The sequence below is a fragment of the Streptomyces sp. NPDC088746 genome (genome assembly GCF_044751065.1).
Lineage (GTDB): Bacteria > Actinomycetota > Actinomycetes > Streptomycetales > Streptomycetaceae > Streptomyces.
Genome location: NZ_JBIVLA010000002.1, coordinates 505,072 through 523,960 on the forward strand (window position 1 = coordinate 505,072; position 18,889 = coordinate 523,960).

20 protein-coding genes are annotated in these 18,889 nt (G+C 71.8%); 16 read left to right on the forward strand and 4 right to left on the reverse strand.

The window, feature by feature from the left end; all coding sequences use genetic code 11:
* Positions 1–25 precede the first annotated feature (25 nt).
* The 7 genes from tsaB (at position 26) to ACIP63_RS09865 (ending at position 4,155) form a co-directional block, all read left to right on the forward strand.
* On the forward strand, positions 26–673 hold the full coding sequence (tsaB, locus tag ACIP63_RS09835; RefSeq protein ID WP_401515043.1) for a tRNA (adenosine(37)-N6)-threonylcarbamoyltransferase complex dimerization subunit type 1 TsaB: 648 nt from the start codon (positions 26–28) through the stop codon (positions 671–673).
* Positions 670–1,161 carry a ribosomal protein S18-alanine N-acetyltransferase gene (gene rimI / locus ACIP63_RS09840; protein WP_401513097.1) on the forward strand — a complete coding sequence of 164 codons (492 nt, stop codon included), beginning with the start codon at positions 670–672 and terminating at the stop codon, positions 1,159–1,161. The genes tsaB and rimI overlap by 4 nt, the downstream gene beginning before the upstream one ends.
* Complete coding sequence (gene tsaD, locus ACIP63_RS09845; RefSeq protein WP_401513100.1) at positions 1,161–2,273, forward strand: tRNA (adenosine(37)-N6)-threonylcarbamoyltransferase complex transferase subunit TsaD; 1,113 nt, start codon at positions 1,161–1,163, stop codon at positions 2,271–2,273. The genes rimI and tsaD overlap by 1 nt, the downstream gene beginning before the upstream one ends.
* Positions 2,270–2,539 (forward strand): hypothetical protein, encoded by a 270-nt coding sequence (locus ACIP63_RS09850; protein WP_401513103.1) that lies wholly within the window; start codon positions 2,270–2,272, stop codon positions 2,537–2,539. Before tsaD ends, ACIP63_RS09850 begins: the two co-directional genes overlap by 4 nt.
* A gap of 98 nt (positions 2,540–2,637) precedes the next feature.
* Positions 2,638–3,099 (forward strand): VOC family protein, encoded by a 462-nt coding sequence (locus tag ACIP63_RS09855; protein ID WP_401513105.1) that lies wholly within the window; start codon positions 2,638–2,640, stop codon positions 3,097–3,099.
* 78 nt (positions 3,100–3,177) lie between these two features.
* A complete protein-coding gene (locus tag ACIP63_RS09860; RefSeq protein ID WP_104791830.1) occupies positions 3,178–3,450 on the forward strand; it encodes a DUF1876 domain-containing protein in 273 nt (90 codons plus the stop codon).
* A 54-nt stretch (positions 3,451–3,504) separates the two neighbouring features.
* Complete coding sequence (locus ACIP63_RS09865; RefSeq protein WP_401513108.1) at positions 3,505–4,155, forward strand: hypothetical protein; 651 nt, start codon at positions 3,505–3,507, stop codon at positions 4,153–4,155.
* Here ACIP63_RS09865 and ACIP63_RS09870 read toward each other — a convergent pair whose 3' ends face one another.
* Complete coding sequence (locus tag ACIP63_RS09870) at positions 4,156–5,379, reverse strand: methyltransferase domain-containing protein (RefSeq protein ID WP_401513111.1); 1,224 nt, start codon at positions 5,377–5,379, stop codon at positions 4,156–4,158. It abuts the gene before it with no gap.
* Positions 5,380–5,469: 90 nt separating this feature from the next.
* Here ACIP63_RS09870 and ACIP63_RS09875 point away from each other — a divergent pair, with 90 nt between their 5' ends.
* The 3 genes from ACIP63_RS09875 to groL all read left to right on the forward strand — a co-directional run bounded on the left by ACIP63_RS09875 (position 5,470) and on the right by groL (position 8,730).
* On the forward strand, positions 5,470–6,423 hold the full coding sequence (locus tag ACIP63_RS09875) for a polysaccharide deacetylase family protein (RefSeq protein WP_401513113.1): 954 nt from the start codon (positions 5,470–5,472) through the stop codon (positions 6,421–6,423).
* 274 nt (positions 6,424–6,697) lie between these two features.
* Positions 6,698–7,006 (forward strand): co-chaperone GroES, encoded by a 309-nt coding sequence (gene groES / locus ACIP63_RS09880; RefSeq protein WP_003966899.1) that lies wholly within the window; start codon positions 6,698–6,700, stop codon positions 7,004–7,006.
* A 98-nt stretch (positions 7,007–7,104) separates the two neighbouring features.
* Entirely contained in the window at positions 7,105–8,730 is a 1,626-nt protein-coding gene (gene groL / locus ACIP63_RS09885; protein WP_358973399.1) for a chaperonin GroEL, read from the forward strand.
* A 76-nt stretch (positions 8,731–8,806) separates the two neighbouring features.
* Here the strand turns inward: groL and ACIP63_RS09890 are convergent, their stop codons facing one another.
* The gene (locus tag ACIP63_RS09890; protein WP_401513117.1) at positions 8,807–9,580 is read right to left on the reverse strand and encodes an SDR family NAD(P)-dependent oxidoreductase; all 774 of its coding nucleotides are present in this window, start codon (positions 9,578–9,580) and stop codon (positions 8,807–8,809) included.
* A gap of 254 nt (positions 9,581–9,834) precedes the next feature.
* Here ACIP63_RS09890 and ACIP63_RS09895 point away from each other — a divergent pair, with 254 nt between their 5' ends.
* Both ACIP63_RS09895 and ACIP63_RS09900 read left to right on the forward strand, forming a co-directional pair.
* Positions 9,835–10,692, forward strand: a complete 858-nt coding sequence (locus ACIP63_RS09895; protein ID WP_401513120.1) for an ABC transporter ATP-binding protein — start codon at positions 9,835–9,837, stop codon at positions 10,690–10,692.
* Positions 10,689–13,187 carry an FtsX-like permease family protein gene (locus ACIP63_RS09900; RefSeq protein WP_401513122.1) on the forward strand — a complete coding sequence of 833 codons (2,499 nt, stop codon included), beginning with the start codon at positions 10,689–10,691 and terminating at the stop codon, positions 13,185–13,187. The genes ACIP63_RS09895 and ACIP63_RS09900 overlap by 4 nt, the downstream gene beginning before the upstream one ends.
* Here the strand turns inward: ACIP63_RS09900 and ACIP63_RS09905 are convergent.
* Entirely contained in the window at positions 13,182–13,856 is a 675-nt protein-coding gene (locus tag ACIP63_RS09905) for an MOSC domain-containing protein (protein WP_401513124.1), read from the reverse strand. The genes ACIP63_RS09900 and ACIP63_RS09905 overlap by 6 nt on opposite strands.
* A gap of 82 nt (positions 13,857–13,938) precedes the next feature.
* On the opposite strand from ACIP63_RS09905, the gene ACIP63_RS09910 reads away from it, so the two are divergent.
* Positions 13,939–14,829 (forward strand): LysR family transcriptional regulator, encoded by an 891-nt coding sequence (locus ACIP63_RS09910; RefSeq protein WP_401513126.1) that lies wholly within the window; start codon positions 13,939–13,941, stop codon positions 14,827–14,829.
* A gap of 85 nt (positions 14,830–14,914) precedes the next feature.
* On the opposite strand, the gene ACIP63_RS09915 is transcribed toward ACIP63_RS09910, so the two are convergent.
* A complete protein-coding gene (locus tag ACIP63_RS09915) occupies positions 14,915–15,244 on the reverse strand; it encodes a WhiB family transcriptional regulator (RefSeq protein WP_099173812.1) in 330 nt (109 codons plus the stop codon).
* A gap of 423 nt (positions 15,245–15,667) precedes the next feature.
* Here ACIP63_RS09915 and ACIP63_RS09920 point away from each other — a divergent pair, with 423 nt between their 5' ends.
* The 3 genes from ACIP63_RS09920 (at position 15,668) to guaB (ending at position 18,828) form a co-directional block, all read left to right on the forward strand.
* Positions 15,668–16,279, forward strand: a complete 612-nt coding sequence (locus ACIP63_RS09920; protein WP_003948568.1) for a response regulator transcription factor — start codon at positions 15,668–15,670, stop codon at positions 16,277–16,279.
* Between the two features lie 335 nt (positions 16,280–16,614).
* Positions 16,615–17,190 carry a sigma-70 family RNA polymerase sigma factor gene (locus ACIP63_RS09925; RefSeq protein WP_030123887.1) on the forward strand — a complete coding sequence of 192 codons (576 nt, stop codon included), beginning with the start codon at positions 16,615–16,617 and terminating at the stop codon, positions 17,188–17,190.
* Between the two features lie 135 nt (positions 17,191–17,325).
* A complete protein-coding gene (gene guaB / locus ACIP63_RS09930) occupies positions 17,326–18,828 on the forward strand; it encodes an IMP dehydrogenase (RefSeq protein ID WP_393762399.1) in 1,503 nt (500 codons plus the stop codon).
* The last annotated feature ends 61 nt before the right edge of the window (positions 18,829–18,889 follow it).

Below are 18,889 nucleotides of genomic sequence, written 5' to 3' on the forward strand. Positions count from 1 at the left end.
GGCTGTTTGTGTGCTGCTGCTCGCCATGGATACCGCCACCCCCGCCGTCACCGTCGCCCTCCACGACGGGTCCTCCGTCGTGGCCGGGACGGGCCAGGTCGATGCCCGGAGGCACGGGGAGCTGCTGCTGCCCGCCGTCGACCGGGTCCTCGCCGAGGCCGGGGTGAAGCTCGACGCCGTGACCGACCTGGCCGTCGGCGTCGGACCCGGCCCCTACACCGGGCTGCGCGTCGGCCTCGTCACCGCCGCGACCTTCGCCTCCGCCCTCTCGGTGCCGGTGCACGGACTCTGCACGCTGGACGCCCTCGCGTACGCCGCCGGAATGGACGGCCTCGAAGGCCCGTTCGCCGTGGCGACCGACGCGCGCCGCAAGGAGGTCTACTGGGCGCGGTACGAGGACTTCCGCACCCGGGACGGCGAGCCCGCCGTCGACCGGCCCGCCGACATCGCGGACCGGCTCGCCGGACTGCCCGTCGTCGGCGCGGGCGCGCTGCTCTACCCCGAGGCCTTCCCCAACGCGCGCGGCCCGGAACACGTCTCCGCCGCCGCGCTCGCCGCCCTGGCCGCTGAGCGGCTGGCCTCCGGCGCCGCACTGCTGCCGCCGCAGCCGCTCTATCTGCGCAGGCCCGACGCCCAGGTCCCGAAGAACTACAAGGTGGTCACCCCCAAGTGACCACCGCGACCGCTGTGCTCCGCGAGATGCGCTGGTGGGACATCGAACCGGTGCTTGAGCTGGAACACGAGCTGTTCCCCGACGACGCCTGGTCCGCCGGCATGTTCTGGTCCGAGCTGGCCCGCGCGCGCGGGCCCCGGGCCACCCACCGCTACGTCGTCGCCGAGGACTCCGTCGACGGCCGGATCGTCGGCTACGCGGGCCTCGCCTCGGCCGGTGACCTCGCCGACGTCCAGACGATCGCGGTGAGCCGCGGCCAGTGGGGCGGCGGCCTCGGATCCGAACTCCTCACCGACCTGCTCCGGCACGCCACGGCCTTCGAGTGCGCCGCCGTGCTCCTGGAGGTCCGTGTCGACAACACCCGCGCGCAGAAACTCTACGAACGCTTCGGCTTCGAACCCATCGGCTTCCGCCGTGGCTACTACCAGCCGGGGAACATCGACGCACTCGTCATGCGGCTGACCGTACAAGGAACAGAGACAGACTGATGGCTGACGAACCGCTCGTACTCGGTATCGAGACCTCCTGCGACGAGACCGGAGTCGGCATCGTGCGCGGCACGACGCTCCTCGCCGACGCCGTGGCGTCCAGCGTCGAGACGCACGCCCGCTTCGGCGGTGTCGTCCCCGAGATCGCCTCCCGCGCCCACCTGGAAGCGATGGTCCCCACCATCGAGCGCGCCCTGAAGGACGCCGGGATCAGCGCCCGCGACCTCGACGGCATCGCCGTCACGGCCGGCCCCGGGCTCGCCGGGGCGCTGCTCGTCGGTGTGTCGGCCGCCAAGGCGTACGCGTACGCGCTGAACAAGCCGCTGTACGGGGTGAACCACCTGGCCTCGCACATCTGCGTCGACCAGCTGGAGCACGGCCCGCTGCCCGAGCCGACGATGGCGCTGCTGGTGAGCGGCGGGCACTCCTCGCTGCTGCTGGCCCCGGACATCACGAGCGACGTACGGCCGCTGGGCGCGACCATCGACGACGCGGCGGGCGAGGCGTTCGACAAGATCGCCCGGGTGCTGGACCTCGGCTTCCCCGGCGGCCCGGTCATCGACCGGCTGGCCAGGGAGGGCGACCCGAAGGCGATCGCGTTCCCCCGCGGACTGACCGGCTCGCGCGATCCCGCGTACGACTTCTCCTTCTCCGGGCTCAAGACGTCCGTGGCGCGCTGGATCGAGGCGAAGCGCGCGGCCGGCGAGGACGTACCCGTACGGGACGTGGCGGCTTCCTTCCAGGAGGCCGTCGTGGACGTCCTCACCCGCAAGGCCGTCCGGGCCTGCAAGGACGAGGGCGTCGACCACCTGATGATCGGGGGCGGCGTGGCGGCCAACTCGCGGCTGCGGGCGCTCGCCGAGGAGCGGTGCGAGAGGGCGGGCATCCGGCTGCGGGTTCCCAGGCCGGGGCTCTGCACGGACAACGGCGCCATGGTCGCCGCGCTGGGCGCGGAGATGGTCGCGCGCAACCGGCCGGTGTCGGACCTGGACCTCTCGGCGGACTCCTCGCTGCCGGTCACGGAGACCCATGTGCCGGGTGTCCACGGACACAGCCACAGCCACAGCCACGACCATGTGCACGAGGTCAGCAAGGACAACCTCTACTCATGACCGTCGCCCTGATGTGGGAGGCCCGCGCCGCCGAGGGCCGCGGCGCGGAGCTGCTGGAGTGGGCCAGGTCCCAGGCGTCCGGGCTGGTCCGGGAGCCGCTGCGCAGCGAGCTGCTGCGGGCCCCGCAGGACCGGGTGCTCGTGCTGACCTGGTGGGACGCGGGATACGACGACGAGCTGCCCGAGCTGCCCGAGCCGGAGGCCGGGCTGATCAGCCGCCCGGTGCACCGGTGGCGGTTCGAATCCCTGGGTCCGGCGGTCGGCTGACGTACTCCCGCGCGGCGCGTGTTCCGATGAATTTCCGGCGCGGAGCCGGTCTACCTTGCACAGCGAACGACGACGTTCGTGGAGCGAGGAGAGCGACCGTGCAGAAGATCAGGCCCTGTCTGTGGTTCGACGACCAGGCCCAGGAAGCAGCGGAGTTCTACGTCTCGGTGTTCGGCGGGGACTCCCGCATCGAGGACATCACCTACTGGAACGAGGGGTCCCCGAAGGCGGGCTCGGTGCTGACCGTCGACTTCGTGCTCGCCGGACAGGAGTACCTCGGCCTCAACGGCGGCCCGGAGTTCACCTTCAGCGAGGCCGTCTCGCTCAGCGTGGACTGCGCCGACCAGGAGGAGGTCGACACCCTGTGGGCGAAGCTCACCGACGGCGGTGAGGAGAGCATGTGCGGGTGGCTGAAGGACAGGTACGGCCTGTCCTGGCAGATCGTCCCGCGCGCGCTGCCCGAGCTGCTCGGCGATCCCGACCGGGCCAAGGCCGACCGCGTGATGAAGGCGATGATGGGGATGCGGAAGCTGGACGTGCAGGCTCTGCGGGACGCCTGAGGCGTGCGGCGCCGCACGCCGTGCGCGGGCGGGGGATCGGGCGCACCCTGGAAGCAGGAATCCCGGGAGGTGACCGACATGATGGAGACCACGGTCGGCTGGCACATCGAGCTGGAATTCGAGGAGGACACCCACCGGACCCGCGCGGCCGCGATGGTGCGGCTGAGCGACGGGACCGAGGTGCGGGCCCACGGGTACGCCAGCCGTCACCCCTCCGACGCGGAGCAGCCGAGGGTCGGCGAGGAGATCGCCGGTGCCCGTGCGCTCAACGAGCTGGCGATGAAGCTGCTCACCAAGGCGCACGACGAGATCGACGAGGCGTCCGGCCGCACGTCGTACCCGCTGACCTGACCCAGGCCCGTCCCACCGTCCTCGGGCGGGTGCGCGCTCGGTAACCTCGGGGCCATGCCCAGTCGTTCACCGCTTCCGCCGCCTCCTCCGCCCGTGGAGACACGTACGTGGCCCGACCGCGACGCCCTGCTGAGGGACCGGGCAGTCGTCCTCGGCGAGTTGGTGAAGATGTTCATCGGACCCGGGCGGCTCGGAATCCTGTGGATGTGGGCGGGGGTCGCCGCGCTCGGCTGGTCCCTGGCGGGCTCGGCGTTCCTTATGTTCGAGGACGCCTTGGACGCCCTCGGTGCGATCCCGGCGGTCATCTGCCTCGCCGTCGGTGCCGCGGTGCTGGTTCCCGCTGCCGTCCTCATGGCCGTGGGCGTGGCCAGGGACGTGCGGGTCCACCGCCTGCTCGTGCAATGGGGCGCGCTGGACCGCGACCCGGAGGGGGACAAGCTGCTGCGCCGGCCGCGGGCGAGCCTCGCGTGGCTGCTGATGTCGTTCACGCTCTGCGCGGCGGGCCTGTTCGGCTGTGTGGCCGTCCCGGCGACCGCCAGGGCGGGTCAGGAGACGTACGGCCTGGTGGCCTGGCTGATGGGGCTCGGGTTCCTCGCCTGGCTGACGGGGCTGACCGGCCTGGTGAAGGCGTTCGCCCACCGCCGCTGGGTGCTGCGGATGCCCGCCGGGGCCCCGGCGGAAGCGCTGGTCGCGGCGGACCGCTGATCAGCTCCGCTTCACGGGGTGCCCGATCAGCATCGTCGGGGCCCCGGCCACCCGGGTCAGGAAGACGGTGGCCGCGTGCGGCCCCTGGAGCTTCATCTTGCGGCGCAGCTCCTCCGGTTCGACGGCCGAGCCGCGCTTCTTCACGGTCAGCACGCCCACCTGACGCTCCCTCAGCAGGGCTTTCAGCTTCTTCATGTTGAAGGGCAGCTGATCGGTGATCTCGTACGCGGCCGTGGCGTCGGACTCGTACGGCCGGTCGCTCGTGACGTACGCGATCGTCTCGTCGATCAGCCTGCCCCCGCACCGTTCCACGATGTCGGCCACCAGATGGGCGCGGATGACGGCGCCGTCCGGCTCGTACAGATAGCGGCCGACGGGACCGACCGGCGGGGCGGGGAGCGGGCCGTCGGAGGCGAGGGTGGTGCGGGAGGGGAGCAGCGTGGCCCGGAAGGTGCCCGGGGCGAAGCCCTCGCCGAACCAGAGCACGGCCTCCTTCACGTCCCCGCCGTCCGAGATCCACTCGGCCTCGGCCCGCGGTTCGATCGCCTCGTGCGGGACGCCGGGGGCGATCTTCAGCGCGGCGCGGGGGGCCTTCAGCGCGGCCCCGGTCGCCCAGGAGAGCGGCGGTGAGTAGGCCTCGGGGTCGAAGATCCTGCCCCGCCCGCCGCGCCTCGCGGGGTCGACGAAGACCGCGTCGTACGGGGAGGTGTCGACCTCCGTGACATCGGCGCACCGCACCTCGACGAGGTCCTGGAGGCCGAGCGCCTCGGCGTTGGCGCGGGCGACCTGGGCGGTGAGCGGATCGCGGTCCACCGCCAGGACCGAGACGCCCGCCCTGGCCAGCGCGATCGCGTCCCCGCCGATGCCGCAGCACAGGTCGGCGACGCTCCGTACGCCGAGCTCCGCGAACCGCCCGGCCCGGTAGCCGGCGACCGAGGTGCGGGTCGCCTGCTCCACGCCGTCGGGGGTGAAGAACATGCGGTACGCGTCCGCCGCCCCGAACTTCGCCACCGCGCGCTGACGCAGCCGCGCCTGGCCGAGCGCCGCCGACACGAGGGCGGCGGGGTGCGTGCGGCGCAGCCGGGTCGCGGTCGCCAGCTCCCGGGCGGGGTCGTGGTCGCGCAGCTCGTCCAGGAGCGCCGCGCCCTCGGGGGTGCGGAGGGCGGCGAAGGCGGAGAGCGGGTCGGCCTGGTCGGCCTGACCGGCAGGGGGAAGGGCGTTCACCAGTCCATTGTGAGCCAGCCGGGGGACCCGGCGGGCCCCCCGGAGGTGTCGCCGGAGACGGCCGGTGGCCCGGTGGCAGGATGCGGCGCCATGCAGCTAGTACGACAAAACGACAAAAGAGTCCCGAAGCGCCACAGACCGGTCTGCGCGGTCCTGGTCGCCCTGCTGGTGGGTGCCGCCGCCTCCGGGTGCGGTGACGGCGCGGACGAAGCGTCCGCCGGGCGGCAGAAGCCGGTGGCCGGGCAGCCGGGCGCCGCCGCCGCGCAGGCGGGCCCCGCCGCGGCCGAGGCGAAGGCGAAGGCCCGGGCCGAGCGGCTGAAGCGGGCGGTCGCCGCCCGCACCGCCGTCGCGAGGAAGTGGGGCCTGGCCAAGGTCCCGCTCGTCGCACCCGCGCCGCCGGCCGAGAAGCCGCGCATCACCACCCGTAAGGGCTTCGAGGTCGAGGGCGGGGAGGATCTGCCGCCGGTCTTCACCACCGTGCCGACCGAGGAGCGGATCGTCTTCCTCACGATGGACGACGGCGCGGAGAAGGACCCTGAACTGCTGCGGATGATGTCGGAGCTGGACATCCCGTACAGCGCCTTCCTCAGCGACTACGAAGTCAGCGACGACTACGGGTACTTCAAGGACATGCAGGCCCGGGGTGTCACCCTCAGCAACCACACCCTCAACCACCGCTATCTCCCGGGGCTCTCCCGGGAGGAGCAGCAACGGGAGATCTGCGGCTCGCAGGACAAGATCGAGAAGTTCCTGGGGAAGCGGCCCACCCTCTTCCGCCCGCCGTACGGCAACTACAACGGCGACACCCTGCGCATCGCCAAGTCCTGCGGCATCAAGGCCGTGCCCCTGTGGGCCGCCGAGGCGTTCCCCGACCACATGGAGTGGCGCGAGTGGGACCGGGACCTGCACCCCGGCGACATCATCCTCACCCACTTCCGGGGACGTGAGGACTGGGACGGCTCCATGGCCGACATGATCCGCAACGTCATGAAGACGGTCACCGACAAGGGATACGCCGTGGCCAGGCTGGAGGACTACGTCTGACGGGCGGTCATCCGCCGTACGGAACCCTGCGGAGATCTCCCGCGTTGTCCGGGGCGTGCGCCGGTCCCACGGCGCCACGCGAGGGTGGTGAATTGGCACTCCGCTTGACCGAGTGCTAATCGCGGTCATAGTGTCAGTGCTGGCACTCCCCGATGGAGAGTGCCAGCACAACCGCGCGACAGGGCAGGTCCGGCACCCGCGACGACGGATCGGTCTGGTCGCCACCCCACAGACTGTTAAACCCCGTGAGATCTCCGAAGGGGGAGACCGGATCGTGTCGACCACCAGCTCCAAGGTTGCGATCAAGCCGCTCGAGGACCGCATTGTGGTCCAGCCGCTCGACGCCGAGCAGACCACGGCTTCCGGCCTGGTCATTCCGGACACCGCCAAGGAGAAGCCCCAGGAGGGCGTCGTCCTGGCCGTGGGCCCGGGCCGCTTCGAGAACGGCGAGCGCCTTCCGCTCGACGTCAAGACCGGCGATGTCGTTCTGTACAGCAAGTACGGCGGCACCGAGGTGAAGTACAACGGCGAGGAGTACCTCGTCCTCTCGGCGCGCGACGTTCTCGCGATCGTCGAGAAGTAATTCACCCACGTTTGCTTCTGTTCTGCGCCCCTGGCCCCCTGCGAAATAACTAGCCGGGCGGCGAGGGGCGCAGTTCGTTTGAGAGGACAGCTCAGCCCATGGCGAAGATTCTGAAGTTCGACGAGGACGCCCGTCGCGCCCTTGAGCGCGGCGTCAACAAGCTTGCCGACACGGTGAAGGTGACGATCGGCCCGAAGGGCCGCAACGTCGTCATCGACAAGAAGTTCGGCGCCCCCACCATCACCAACGACGGTGTCACCATCGCGCGCGAGGTCGAGCTCGACGACCCGTACGAGAACCTCGGCGCCCAGCTGGTGAAGGAGGTGGCGACCAAGACCAACGACGTAGCGGGTGACGGCACCACCACCGCCACCGTGCTCGCCCAGGCCCTCGTCCGCGAAGGCCTGCGCAACGTCGCCGCGGGCGCGTCCCCGGCCGCCCTGAAGAAGGGCATCGACGCCGCCGTGAAGGCCGTGTCCGAGGACCTCCTCGCGACCGCCCGCCCGATCGACGACAAGGCCGACATCGCCGCCGTGGCCGCGCTCTCCGCGCAGGACCCGCAGGTCGGCGAGCTCATCGCGGACGCGATGGACAAGGTCGGCAAGGACGGTGTCATCACCGTCGAGGAGTCCAACACCTTCGGTCTGGACCTCGAGTTCACCGAGGGCATGGCCTTCGACAAGGGCTACCTGTCCCCGTACATGGTGACCGACCAGGAGCGTATGGAGGCCGTCCTCGACGACCCGTACATCCTGATCCACCAGGGCAAGATCGGCTCCATCCAGGAGCTGCTCCCGCTGCTGGAGAAGGTCATCCAGGCCGGCGCCTCCAAGCCGCTCCTGATCATCGCCGAGGACGTCGAGGGCGAGGCGCTCTCCACCCTCGTCGTCAACAAGATCCGTGGCACCTTCAACGCCGTCGCGGTGAAGGCCCCGGGCTTCGGTGACCGCCGCAAGGCCATGCTCGGCGACATCGCCACCCTCACCGGTGCGACCGTCATCGCCGAGGAGGTCGGCCTCAAGCTCGACCAGGCCGGTCTGGACGTGCTGGGCACCGCCCGCCGCGTCACCGTCTCCAAGGACGACACGACCATCGTCGACGGCGGCGGCGACTCCGCCGACGTCAAGGGCCGCGTCAACCAGATCAAGGCCGAGATCGAGTCCACGGACTCCGACTGGGACCGCGAGAAGCTCCAGGAGCGCCTCGCGAAGCTGGCCGGCGGCGTGTGCGTGATCCGCGTCGGTGCGGCCACCGAGGTGGAGCTCAAGGAGAAGAAGCACCGTCTGGAGGACGCCATCTCCGCGACCCGCGCCGCGGTCGAGGAGGGCATCGTCTCCGGTGGTGGCTCCGCTCTGGTCCACGCCGTCAAGGTCCTCGAGGGCAACCTCGGCAAGACCGGCGACGAGGCCACGGGTGTCGCGGTCGTGCGCCGCGCCGCCGTCGAGCCGCTCCGCTGGATCGCGGAGAACGCGGGCCTCGAGGGCTACGTCATCACCTCGAAGGTCTCCGAGCTCGACAAGGGTCAGGGCTTCAACGCCGCGACCGGCGAGTACGGCGACCTGGTGAAGGCCGGCGTCATCGACCCGGTCAAGGTCACCCGCTCCGCCCTGGAGAACGCCGCGTCCATCGCGTCGCTGCTGCTCACGACCGAGACCCTGGTCGTCGAGAAGCCGGCCGAGGAAGAGGCCGACGCCGGTCACGGCGGCCACGGCCACAGCCACTAGTACGGCTCCGCAGGACAGCGAGGCCCGGTACCCCCGTCGCGGGGGCACCGGGCCTCGGTGCGTTCTCCGTGCTCGCCTACTGAGGTCCGTAACTCCGGCCCGCGCGGGACGTGACCCCGCCGAGGAGACTGCGGGGCGTCAGCTTCACCAGACCCATCAGGGCCTTGTAACGTGGGTCCGGGATCGACACCGACCTGCCCCGCGCCAGGTCCTCCAGGGCCGCGGCCACCAGCTTGTCCGCGTCGAGCCACATCCAGTCCGGGATGTTGCCCGTCCCCATCCCGGCACGCTCGTGGAACTCGGTCCGTACGAAGCCCGGGCACAGCGCCATCAGCCGCACCCCCGAGCCCGCCAGGTCCTTCGCGGCGCCCTGGGTGAACTGGACGACCCAGGCCTTCGACGCCCCGTACGTCCCCCGCGGCAGGAACGCCGCGACGGAGGCCACGTTGACCACCCCGCCGCGACCGCGCTCCCGCATCGAGCCGGCGGCGGCCGAGGTCAGACGCAGCACCGCCTCGCAGTGGACCTTCAGCATCGTCAGCTCGTCGGCCACCGGGACGTCGAGGTAGCGCCCCTTGTTGCCGAAGCCCGCGTTGTTGACCAGCAGGTCGACAGGGCTCACACGGTCCGTCAGCCGTGCCGCGACCGCCTCGATGCCGCTGTCCGTGGACAGATCGGCCGTCAGCACCTCGGCCTCGATGCCGTGTCCGTCGTGCAGCTCCGTGGCCTGGGCCCGCAGCCGCTCCGTGTCACGGGCCACCAGCACCAGATTGTGCCCGTCACTCGCGAGCCGCCGCGCGAAGGCGGCCCCGATCCCCGCCGTCGCGCCCGTAATCAGTGCAGTCGTCATAGGCGGCACGTTAGCCGCCTCGCGCGCGGGCGACGGACCCGGCTTCTTCCAGGTGGGGCCGCTCCTCGCCCGGGTGGGCCGTCCCCGTCCGGTGGGGCCTCGCCCGGGTGGGGCCGCCCCCCGCCCGGGTGGGGCCTCGTCCGCCCCCTACCGCGGTAGCACCTCCATGTTGGCTCCCGGGTATGACGCCCGGCGCGGTGCCGCCCTCGTACGTTCCGCCCGTCGGCACCGGAACATCGCGAAAGGGCGGAACATTGAGGCTACGCAGCAGCAAGCGGGAGAAGGCGGACGACCGGCCGGAGGCCCCGGCCGCCGCACCCGGTCTCGCCGTCGAACTGCGGGGTGTCCGCAGGCGTTACGGCCGCGGCTCCGGTGCCGTGCACGCGCTCGCGGGCGTCGACCTCGCCCTTCCACGCGGCACGTTCACCGCGGTCATGGGCCCGTCCGGGTCAGGGAAGTCCACCTTCCTGCAGTGTGCCGCCGGGCTCGACCAGCCGTCGGCGGGATCCGTGCGCCTCGGGGGCACCGAGATCACCGGTATGAGCGAGAACCAGCTCACCGAGCTCCGCCGCAGCCGCCTCGGCTTCGTCTTCCAGGCGTTCAACCTGCTGCCGTCGCTGACCGTGGAGCAGAACGTCCTGCTGCCCCTGCGACTCGCCGGGCAGCGCCAGGACCGCCGCCGGGCGGCCGAGGTGCTCGCGCAGGTCGGGCTCGCCGACAAGGCGCGGCGCCGCCCCGGCGAACTCTCCGGCGGCCAGCAGCAGCGCGTGGCCGTCGCCCGCGCCCTGGTCACCGGCCCCGACGTCATCTTCGCCGACGAGCCGACCGGCGCCCTGGACACCGGCACCGCCGCCGAGGTCCTCGGCCTGCTCCGGCACGCGGTGGACACTCCCTCCGGCTCCGGGCTCCGCGCGGGCGGGGGGCACGCACAGGGCGCCACCGTCGTCATGGTCACCCACGACCCGGCCGCGGCCGCCTGGGCCGACCAGGTGCTGTTCCTCGCCGACGGCGCCTTCGCCGGGAGCCTGGAACGCGGTTCGGCGGAGCAGATCGCGGCGCGCATGACGGCGCTGACCGTCCGTACGGGCGCGATGGCGGGGGCTGCGGCATGAGGCGCCCCACCGGACTCGCCCGCGCGGCCGTCCGCTTCAAACCCGCGTCGTTCGCGGGCACGTTCGTCGCGCTGATGATGGCGGCACTGATCGTCTCGGCCTGCGGAACCCTGCTGGAGACGGGCATCCGCGCCTCGGTGCCCGCGCAGCGGTACGCGAAGGCACCGGTCGTCGCGGCGGCCGACCAGTCCGCGCGGGTCGTCTCCGACACCGTCGACGGCCCCGAGGAATCCGCCTACCCGCTGCCGGACAAGGCCCGCGTCGACGTGGGCCTCGTGGCGAAGGCCGCCCGGGCAGCGGGCGCCGGGGCGGCGGTGCCGGACTCCACCTTCCCGGTGCGGCAGGGCGGCGCGGCGCTCACCGGCCACGGCTGGGGATCGCACGCCTTCACCGGTACCGCGCTGTCCGCGGGCACCGCACCCCGTACGGGCGAGGTCGTGCTCGACGCCGCCGCCGCCCGGGGCGCGAAGGCCGGTGTCGGAGGCACCGTCACGCTCGAAACAGCCGCGGGCCGCGCGGACTTCCAGGTCTCCGGACTGGCCCGGCCCGGCCCGGGCGACGCCACGGCCACCGCGTATTTCACCGACGCCGAAGCACCCACGCTGGCCGGGCACCCCGGCAAGGTCGACGCCATCGCCGTACTGGCCGAGGGCGGCGCCTCCCCCGTCGACGAAGCAGCCCTCGCCGCCGCCGTCGGAGAGGCCCTCGCCGGCTCCGGCGCGCAGGTGCTCACCGGAGACGCCCGGGGCGGCGTCGAGGACCGGGGTCTGGCGTACGCCAAGGAGACGCTCACCGGACTCGGCGGCTCCTTCGGCGGGATCGCCACGCTGGTCGCCGTCTTCACCGCCGCCGGAACCGTCGCGCTCTCCGTCGGCCAGCGCACCCGCGAGTTCGCACTGCTGCGCGCGGTCGGCGCCACCCCGCGGCAGATCCGCCGCGCGGTCGCCGCCGAGGCGCTCCTCGTCGCGCCGCTCGCCGGTGTGGCCGGCTGTCTGCCGGGGATCGGGCTCGCGCACTGGTGGTTCGGGCAGCTGAAGGACCGCGGGGTCATCCCGGACCCGGTCGAACTCCACGTCTCGTGGATCCCGCTGGGCATCGCCGTCGGGGCCGGGCTGCTCACGGCACTCGGCGCCGGCTGGGCGGCCGGCCGCAGGCCCGCCAGGATCAAGCCGGGGCAGGCACTGGCCGAAGCCTCGGTGGAGCGGCTGCGGCCGGGCGTCATCCGTACCGTCCTCGGGCTGGCCGCCCTCGGCGGTGGCGCGGTCCTCGCCGGTGTCGCGGCCTCCGCCGCCGGTGACGACGCGGCAGGCGCCTCCCTCGGCGTCATCATGCTCTTCATGCTCGCCTTCGCCCTGCTCGGACCGCTGGTGGCCAGGCTGTGCGCGGCGCTCTTCGGTCTGCTGGTGCGCGGCGGCGGGGCCGCGGCGACACTGGCCGCCGCCAACTCCCGTACCAACTCCCGCCGGCTGGCCTCCGCGATCACCCCGATCGTGCTGGCCATGGCCTTCGCCTCGACGCTCGTCTTCATGCACACGAGCGAGAGCAAGGTCGCCTCCGATCAGCTCCGTGCCGGCATCACGGCGGACCACGTCGTCACCGACCCGGCGGGCCTGCCCGCCGACGCCGCCGACCGGGCCGCCCGCGCCCCCGGCGTCGACGCGGCCGTGAGTCTGCTCGACACACAGGTGCTGGTGCCCGTCCGCGCCGTCGGCGAGACGTCTTTGCAGGGCGCGGCGGCCCAGGGCGTCTCGGGCTCCGCCTCCCAGCTCGCCCGGGTGCAGGACCTGGACGTGCGCAGCGGCAGCCTGGACCGCGTGGGTCCGGGCCGGATCGCCATCGACAGGACCCTCGCCGCCTCGGCGGGCGCCGAGGTCGGCGACACGCTGCCGCTCTACCTCCCCGACGGCACCGAGGCCCGCCCCGAAGTCGTCGCGGTGTACGGCAGGGGCCTGGGCCTCGCGGCGGTGACCATGGACCGCGCGTCCCTGGCCGGCCATGTCACGTCGGGCTTCGACAGCACGCTCCTGGTGCACGGCGGGGACGCGGGCTCGTTCGCTGCACTCGGCAAGGTCACCGACGCCTCGGGTTACGCCGTCGAACAGGACCTGGACCACGCGTACGGCGCCTGGTCCAACTACATGATGGCCGCCGTCCTGGGCGGCTTCGCCGCCGTCGCCGCCGTCAACACCCTGGTGATGACGGTCCTGGACCGCCGCCGCGAACTGTCCACGCTCCGCCTCGTCGGCTCCACCCGCCGCCAGGTGCTGCGCATGCTGCGCTGGGAGAGCCTGCTGGTCTCGGCGGCGGGCGTGACCCTGGGCACGGTGATCGCCATGATCACGCTGACGCCGATGATGCGCGGCGTGACGGGCGGGTCCCCGCACGTGCCCCCGCTGCTGTACGCCACCTTCGCCGCGACCGCGGTGACCCTCGGCCTCGTCGCCGTGACCCTCCCGGCCCGCGCGGCACTGCGCGAGCGGGAGGCCGGATCATGACGCGGTGCTTCGCTTCGCCACGTACGCCCGTGCCGCGCGCAGGGTCTCCGTGTGCAGCGCGTCACCGGCTTCGAGCAGCCGCGGCAGCAGCTCCCGCTCCGTGGTCGTCGCCCGGAACTCCAGGGCCGTGGTGATGTCATGGCCGGGGACGTGCACCACCTCGACCGGGTCACCGGAACGGATCGTCCCCGGCTCGATCACCCGGAGGTACGCGCCCGTGGCCCCCTCACGCGTGAACCGCTTCACCCAGCCCCGCTCGCCCATGTGACCCGCGAACGTACGGCAGGGGATGCGGCCCGACGTCACCTCCAGGAGCACGCCGTCGCCGATCCGCCAGCGCTCCCCGATCCGCGCGTGACTCACGGTGAGCCCGAGGGTCGTCAGGTTCTCGCCGAACGCGCCGTTGGGCAGGGGGCGGCCGAGCTGCTGCCCCCAGGTGTCCAGCTCCTCGCGGGCGTACGCGTACACGGCCTGGTCCGATCCGCCGTGGTGCCTGAGGTCGCACACCGCGTCACCGGCCAGGCCACTGCCGCCGCTGCCCTTGGGGCCGGGGTCGGCGACCCGCACGGGACCGTCGGACGGCTGCTTGCCGATCCCGGTGAGCCCGTCGACTGCGTCGCTGTGGGGAGAGGGCGTGGGACGGCCGAGATTCACGGTGAGCACCTTCATAACCGGACAGGCTAACGGGGCCACCCTCAAAGCCGCTCATGATTAATCGCCCGATACTGCAAGAGTCCCTTATGGTTGAAGGGTGATCGAAGCCCGTCATCTCCGTGTCCTGCGCGCCGTGGCCACCACCGGTTCCTTCTCCGCCGCCGCGCGGGAACTGGGCTGCACCCAGCCCGCCGTCAGCCAGCAGATGAAGGCCCTGGAGGGTTCGGCGGGGACTCCGCTGCTGATCCGTACGGGGCGCGAGATGCGCCTCACCCAGGCGGGTGAGGCGCTGGTGCGGCATGCCTCCGGCATCCTCGCGGGGCTGACCGCCGCCGAGGAGGAGATCGCCGCGATCGCCGGGCTGCGGGCCGGCCGGGTCCGGCTCGTGTCGTTCCCGAGCGGGAGCTCCACCCTGGTCCCCGGCGCCCTCGCCGCGCTGCGCGCCGCGCACCCCGGCACCCAGGTCTCGCTCGTCGAGGCGGAACCGCCACGCTCGGTGGAGATGCTGCGCGACGGGGACTGCGACATCGCGCTGGCGTTCCGTTACGGGACGGCCGGCGGCGAGTGGGACGACCTGGTCGTGCGCCCACTGCTCAGGGACCGGCTGATCGGCCTGGTCCCCGAGGGGCACCGGCTGGCGGACGCGGACGCGGTGGGCATCGGGGAGCTGGCCGACGAGTCGTGGATCGCCGGCTGCCCGCGCTGCCGGCGCCAGCTGGTCGAGGTCTGCGAGGAGTCCGGCTTCACCCCGCGGATCGACTTCGCCACGGATGACTACCCGGCGGTGATCGGCCTCGTCGGAGCGGGTCTCGGGGTCGCCGTCCTGCCCCGGCTGGCCATCGAGTCCGTACGTTCCAAGGGGGCCCGCACCGTGACGGTGGAGCCTGCCGTGGAGCGGGAGATCGTCGCCCTCACCCTGCCCGACCTCTCCCGGGTGCCGGCGGTGGCGGCGACCCTGGACCAGCTGTCCCTGGCGGCCGCACGCTGACCTGCCCGGCCCGCGGTACCCGTGGCGCCAGGCCCTGCGGCAGGTGTGAGGAAACGTTTCTTCGTTCGGCGGGTCGTGCGGAGTGTCAGGTGTGACCGGCCTCCGGGGCCGGTCCTGAGTGGGCGGAGATCAGACGGTTGCGGGCGCGGCCCATGAGCTCTTCGCGCTCGTCCTCGGTCAGGCCGCCCCATACGCCGTAAGGCTCTCGTACCGCGAGCGCGTGCGCCGCGCACTCGGCGCGCACCGGGCAGCGCATGCAGACCTCCTTCGCCGAGGTCTCACGGGCGCTCCGGGCTGCTCCGCGTTCCCCTTCGGGGTGGAAGAAGAGCGAACTGTCGACCCCGCGGCAGGCGGCCAGCAGCTGCCAGTCCCACAGGTCCGCGTTGGGTCCGGGAAGGCGGGAGAAATCTGCCATTGCGTGTCCCCTCGAAACCTTGCTGGTTCGGAAACGGCTTCCTCGACCGTTGTTGCTCGTCGGTGACCTGAGTCCCGACCGTACATCTACGGTGTTAGTAGATGTAAATATGACTGATTGGGAATCTAGCCGCAGACGCCAGCAAAAGGGAAGAAAACCCGCTAAATGGGGCAGGCTGCCGGGTGAGAGATCGGTTGAGGGGTGAATGATCTCGTGTCGCTCTCCTCCGTGCACGGGCCCTCACTTAGAGTGCCGAACCGGATGCTTTGACCCGTAACTCTTTCGAGTGACCGTCGTTGATGGGGGAGAGGCGGTTGACGGAGAACGAGCTCGGGCAGATGTCCGAGGGGGTCAACCGCACAGGTGACGACTTGTATCAGCCTGGAGGCTCAAGGTGACGCGCATCAGCTGCGGAGGACGGTCATGACATCCGTCCTCGTCTGCGACGACTCCCCGCTTGCCCGAGAAGCGCTCCGCCGCGCGGTTGCCACCGTGCCCGGCGTCGAGCGTGTGACGACGGCGGCCAACGGCGAGGAAGTCCTCCGCCGCTGGGGGGCCGACCGTTCGGATCTGATTCTGATGGACGTACGCATGCCCGGTCTGGGGGGTGTGGAGACGGTCCGGCGGCTGCTCTCGGCGGACCCCGGGGCCAGGATCATCATGCTGACCGTCGCCGAGGATCTGGACGGTGTCGCGCTCGCGGTCGCCGCCGGGGCCCGCGGTTATCTGCACAAGGACGCCTCGCGCGCCGAGCTGCGTGCGACGGTGACCCAGGCGCTCGCGGATCCGACGTGGCGGCTCGCCCCGCGCCGGCTGCGGTCCGCCGAGATGGGGGCGGCGCCGACCCTCACCGCGCGGGAGATCCAGGTGCTCGAAGGCATGAGCCACGGGCGTTCCAACGCGGAGATCGGGCGGGAGCTGTTCCTCTCCGAGGACACGGTGAAGACGCACGCCCGGCGTCTGTTCAAGAAGCTCGGGGCCTCGGACCGCGCGCACGCCGTCGCGCTCGGATTCCGCTGGGGTCTGGTCCGCTGACGCCGCTGCGCGGCCGGTAGCCGTGCGATCCCGTCCGCACGCCGGCGGACGGGGCGACGGTGGCGGCGGACCTGCGGCCGGGCCCTCCTCACCAGCGCTATGTGACGCTTCCCGGCCGATGCCGCATCCTTGGGGTTGTGGAGTTCCTCGGGGAACATTCGGTCGAGCGGAAGGGGAGGGCGCAGGACATGACATCCGGCGCAACCGCTCAGAACGCTGGAGCACTCGCTCACGACGCGGACGACGCACATACGGGCGCACCCGCTGATAACGCTTCGGTGCACAACTCGGGACGCGATGCATCGGATCGGACGCCGCCAAGGCACCATGGTCCGATGCGCGAGGACGGGACGACGGTGATCGGTGCTCTGGTGCACCGTGCCGTCGACGGTGACGCGCAGGCCACCCATGACCTGCTGGCCCATGTCCACCCCCTCGCTCTGCGCTACTGCAGGTCACGGCTCAACCGGCTGCCCGGTGATGCCCGTCACTTCGTGGAGGACCTCGCGCAGGAGGTCTGCGTCGCGGTCCTGATGGCGCTGCCTCGGTACAAGGACACCGGCAGGCCCTTCGAGGCGTTCGTCTTCGCCATCGCGGGCCACAAGGTCGCCGACCTCCAGCGCGCCGCGATGCGGCACCCCGGATCGACCGCCGTGCCCTCCGACGAGATGCCGGAGCGGCCCGACGACTCGCTCGGCCCCGAGGAGCGGGCGCTGCTCAGCAGTGACGCGGCCTGGGCCAAGAAGCTTCTCGCCAATCTGCCGGAGAACCAGCGTGAGCTGCTGGTCCTCCGGGTCGCGGTCGGACTGACGGCGGAGGAGACCGGACAGATGCTCGGGATGTCCCCGGGCGCCGTCCGCGTCGCCCAGCACCGCGCGCTGAGCAGACTGCGGGCCCTCGCGGGCCAGTAGGGGCCGGTTCCCGCGACTCCCACGATGTGGAGGAAGCCACAGAACCGCCAGGTGATCTTGCTCGTGGAATGAGACACCCCGCTGGGCCGTTAGCATGGACATCCGCACCGATCAAGGCCATTTGGGGAAGGTGTCATGACTGCAAACGTCGACGGAGTGCCCGAGAAATTCGCGACGCTCGGGCTGACATACGACGACGTGCTGCTGCTGCCGGGCGCATCTGACGTGCTGCCCAACGCGGTCGACACCTCGTCGCTCATCTCGCGGAACGTACGCGTGAACATCCCGCTGCTCTCCGCCGCGATGGACAAGGTGACCGAGGCCCGGATGGCCATCGCCATGGCCCGGCAGGGCGGTGTCGGTGTGCTGCACCGCAACCTCTCGGTCGAGGACCAGGTCAACCAGGTCGACCTGGTGAAGCGGTCCGAGTCCGGCATGGTGACCGACCCGATCACCGTGCACCCCGACGCCACGCTCGGCGAGGCCGACGCGCTCTGCGCGAAGTTCCGCATCAGCGGAGTGCCGGTCACCGACGCCGCGGGCAAGCTTCTCGGCATCGTGACCAACCGTGACATGGCCTTCGAGTCGGACCGGTCGCGCCAGGTGCGCGAGGTCATGACGCCGATGCCGCTGGTCACGGGCAAGGTCGGGATCTCCGGCGTGGAGGCCATGGAGCTGCTGCGCCGCCACAAGATCGAGAAGCTGCCGCTGGTCGACGAGGCCGGCATCCTCAAGGGCCTCATCACGGTCAAGGACTTCAAGAAGGCCGAGCAGTACCCGAACGCCGCCAAGGACGCCGAAGGCCGTCTGCTGGTCGGCGCGGCCGTCGGCGCCAGTCCCGAGGCGCTGGACCGCGCGCAGGCGCTCGCGTCCGCCGGGGTCGACTTCCTGATCGTCGACACCTCGCACGGCCACAACAGCAACGCCCTCAACTGGATGGCGAAGATCAAGTCGGCCGTGGACGTGGACGTGATCGGCGGCAACGTCGCGACCCGCGACGGCGCCCAGGCCCTGATCGACGCCGGCGTGGACGGCGTCAAGGTCGGCGTCGGACCCGGCTCGATCTGTACCACCCGTGTGGTCGCCGGCATCGGCGTCCCGCAGGTCACCGCGATCTACGAGGCGGCGCTGGCCGCCCGCGCGGCGGGCGTCCCGGTCATCGGCGACGGCGGCCTGCAGTACTCCGGCGACATCGGCAAGGCCCTGGTCGCCGGCGCGGACACGGTGATGCTCGGCTCGCTGCTCGCCGGCTGCGAGGAGTCCCCGGGTGAGCTGATGTTCATCAACGGCAAGCAGTTCAAGTCGTACCGCGGCATGGGTTCGCTGGGCGCGATGCAGTCCCGTGGGCAGGGCCGCTCGTACTCGAAGGACCGCTACTTCCAGGCCGAGGTGTCCTCGGACGACAAGCTCGTCCCCGAGGGCATCGAGGGCCAGGTGCCCTATCGCGGCCCGCTGGCCAACGTGCTGCACCAGCTCGTCGGCGGTCTCCGCCAGACGATGGGTTACGTGGGCGCGGCCTCGGTCGACGAGATGGAGAGCAAGGGACGCTTCGTCCGGATCACCTCGGCGGGTCTCAAGGAGAGCCACCCGCACGACATCCAGATGACGGTCGAAGCACCGAACTACAGCAGGAAGTAAGACATCAACGCAGGTGAGGGGCGGACCGGGGTTCCCGGGACCGCCCCTTATCCGTGTGTCG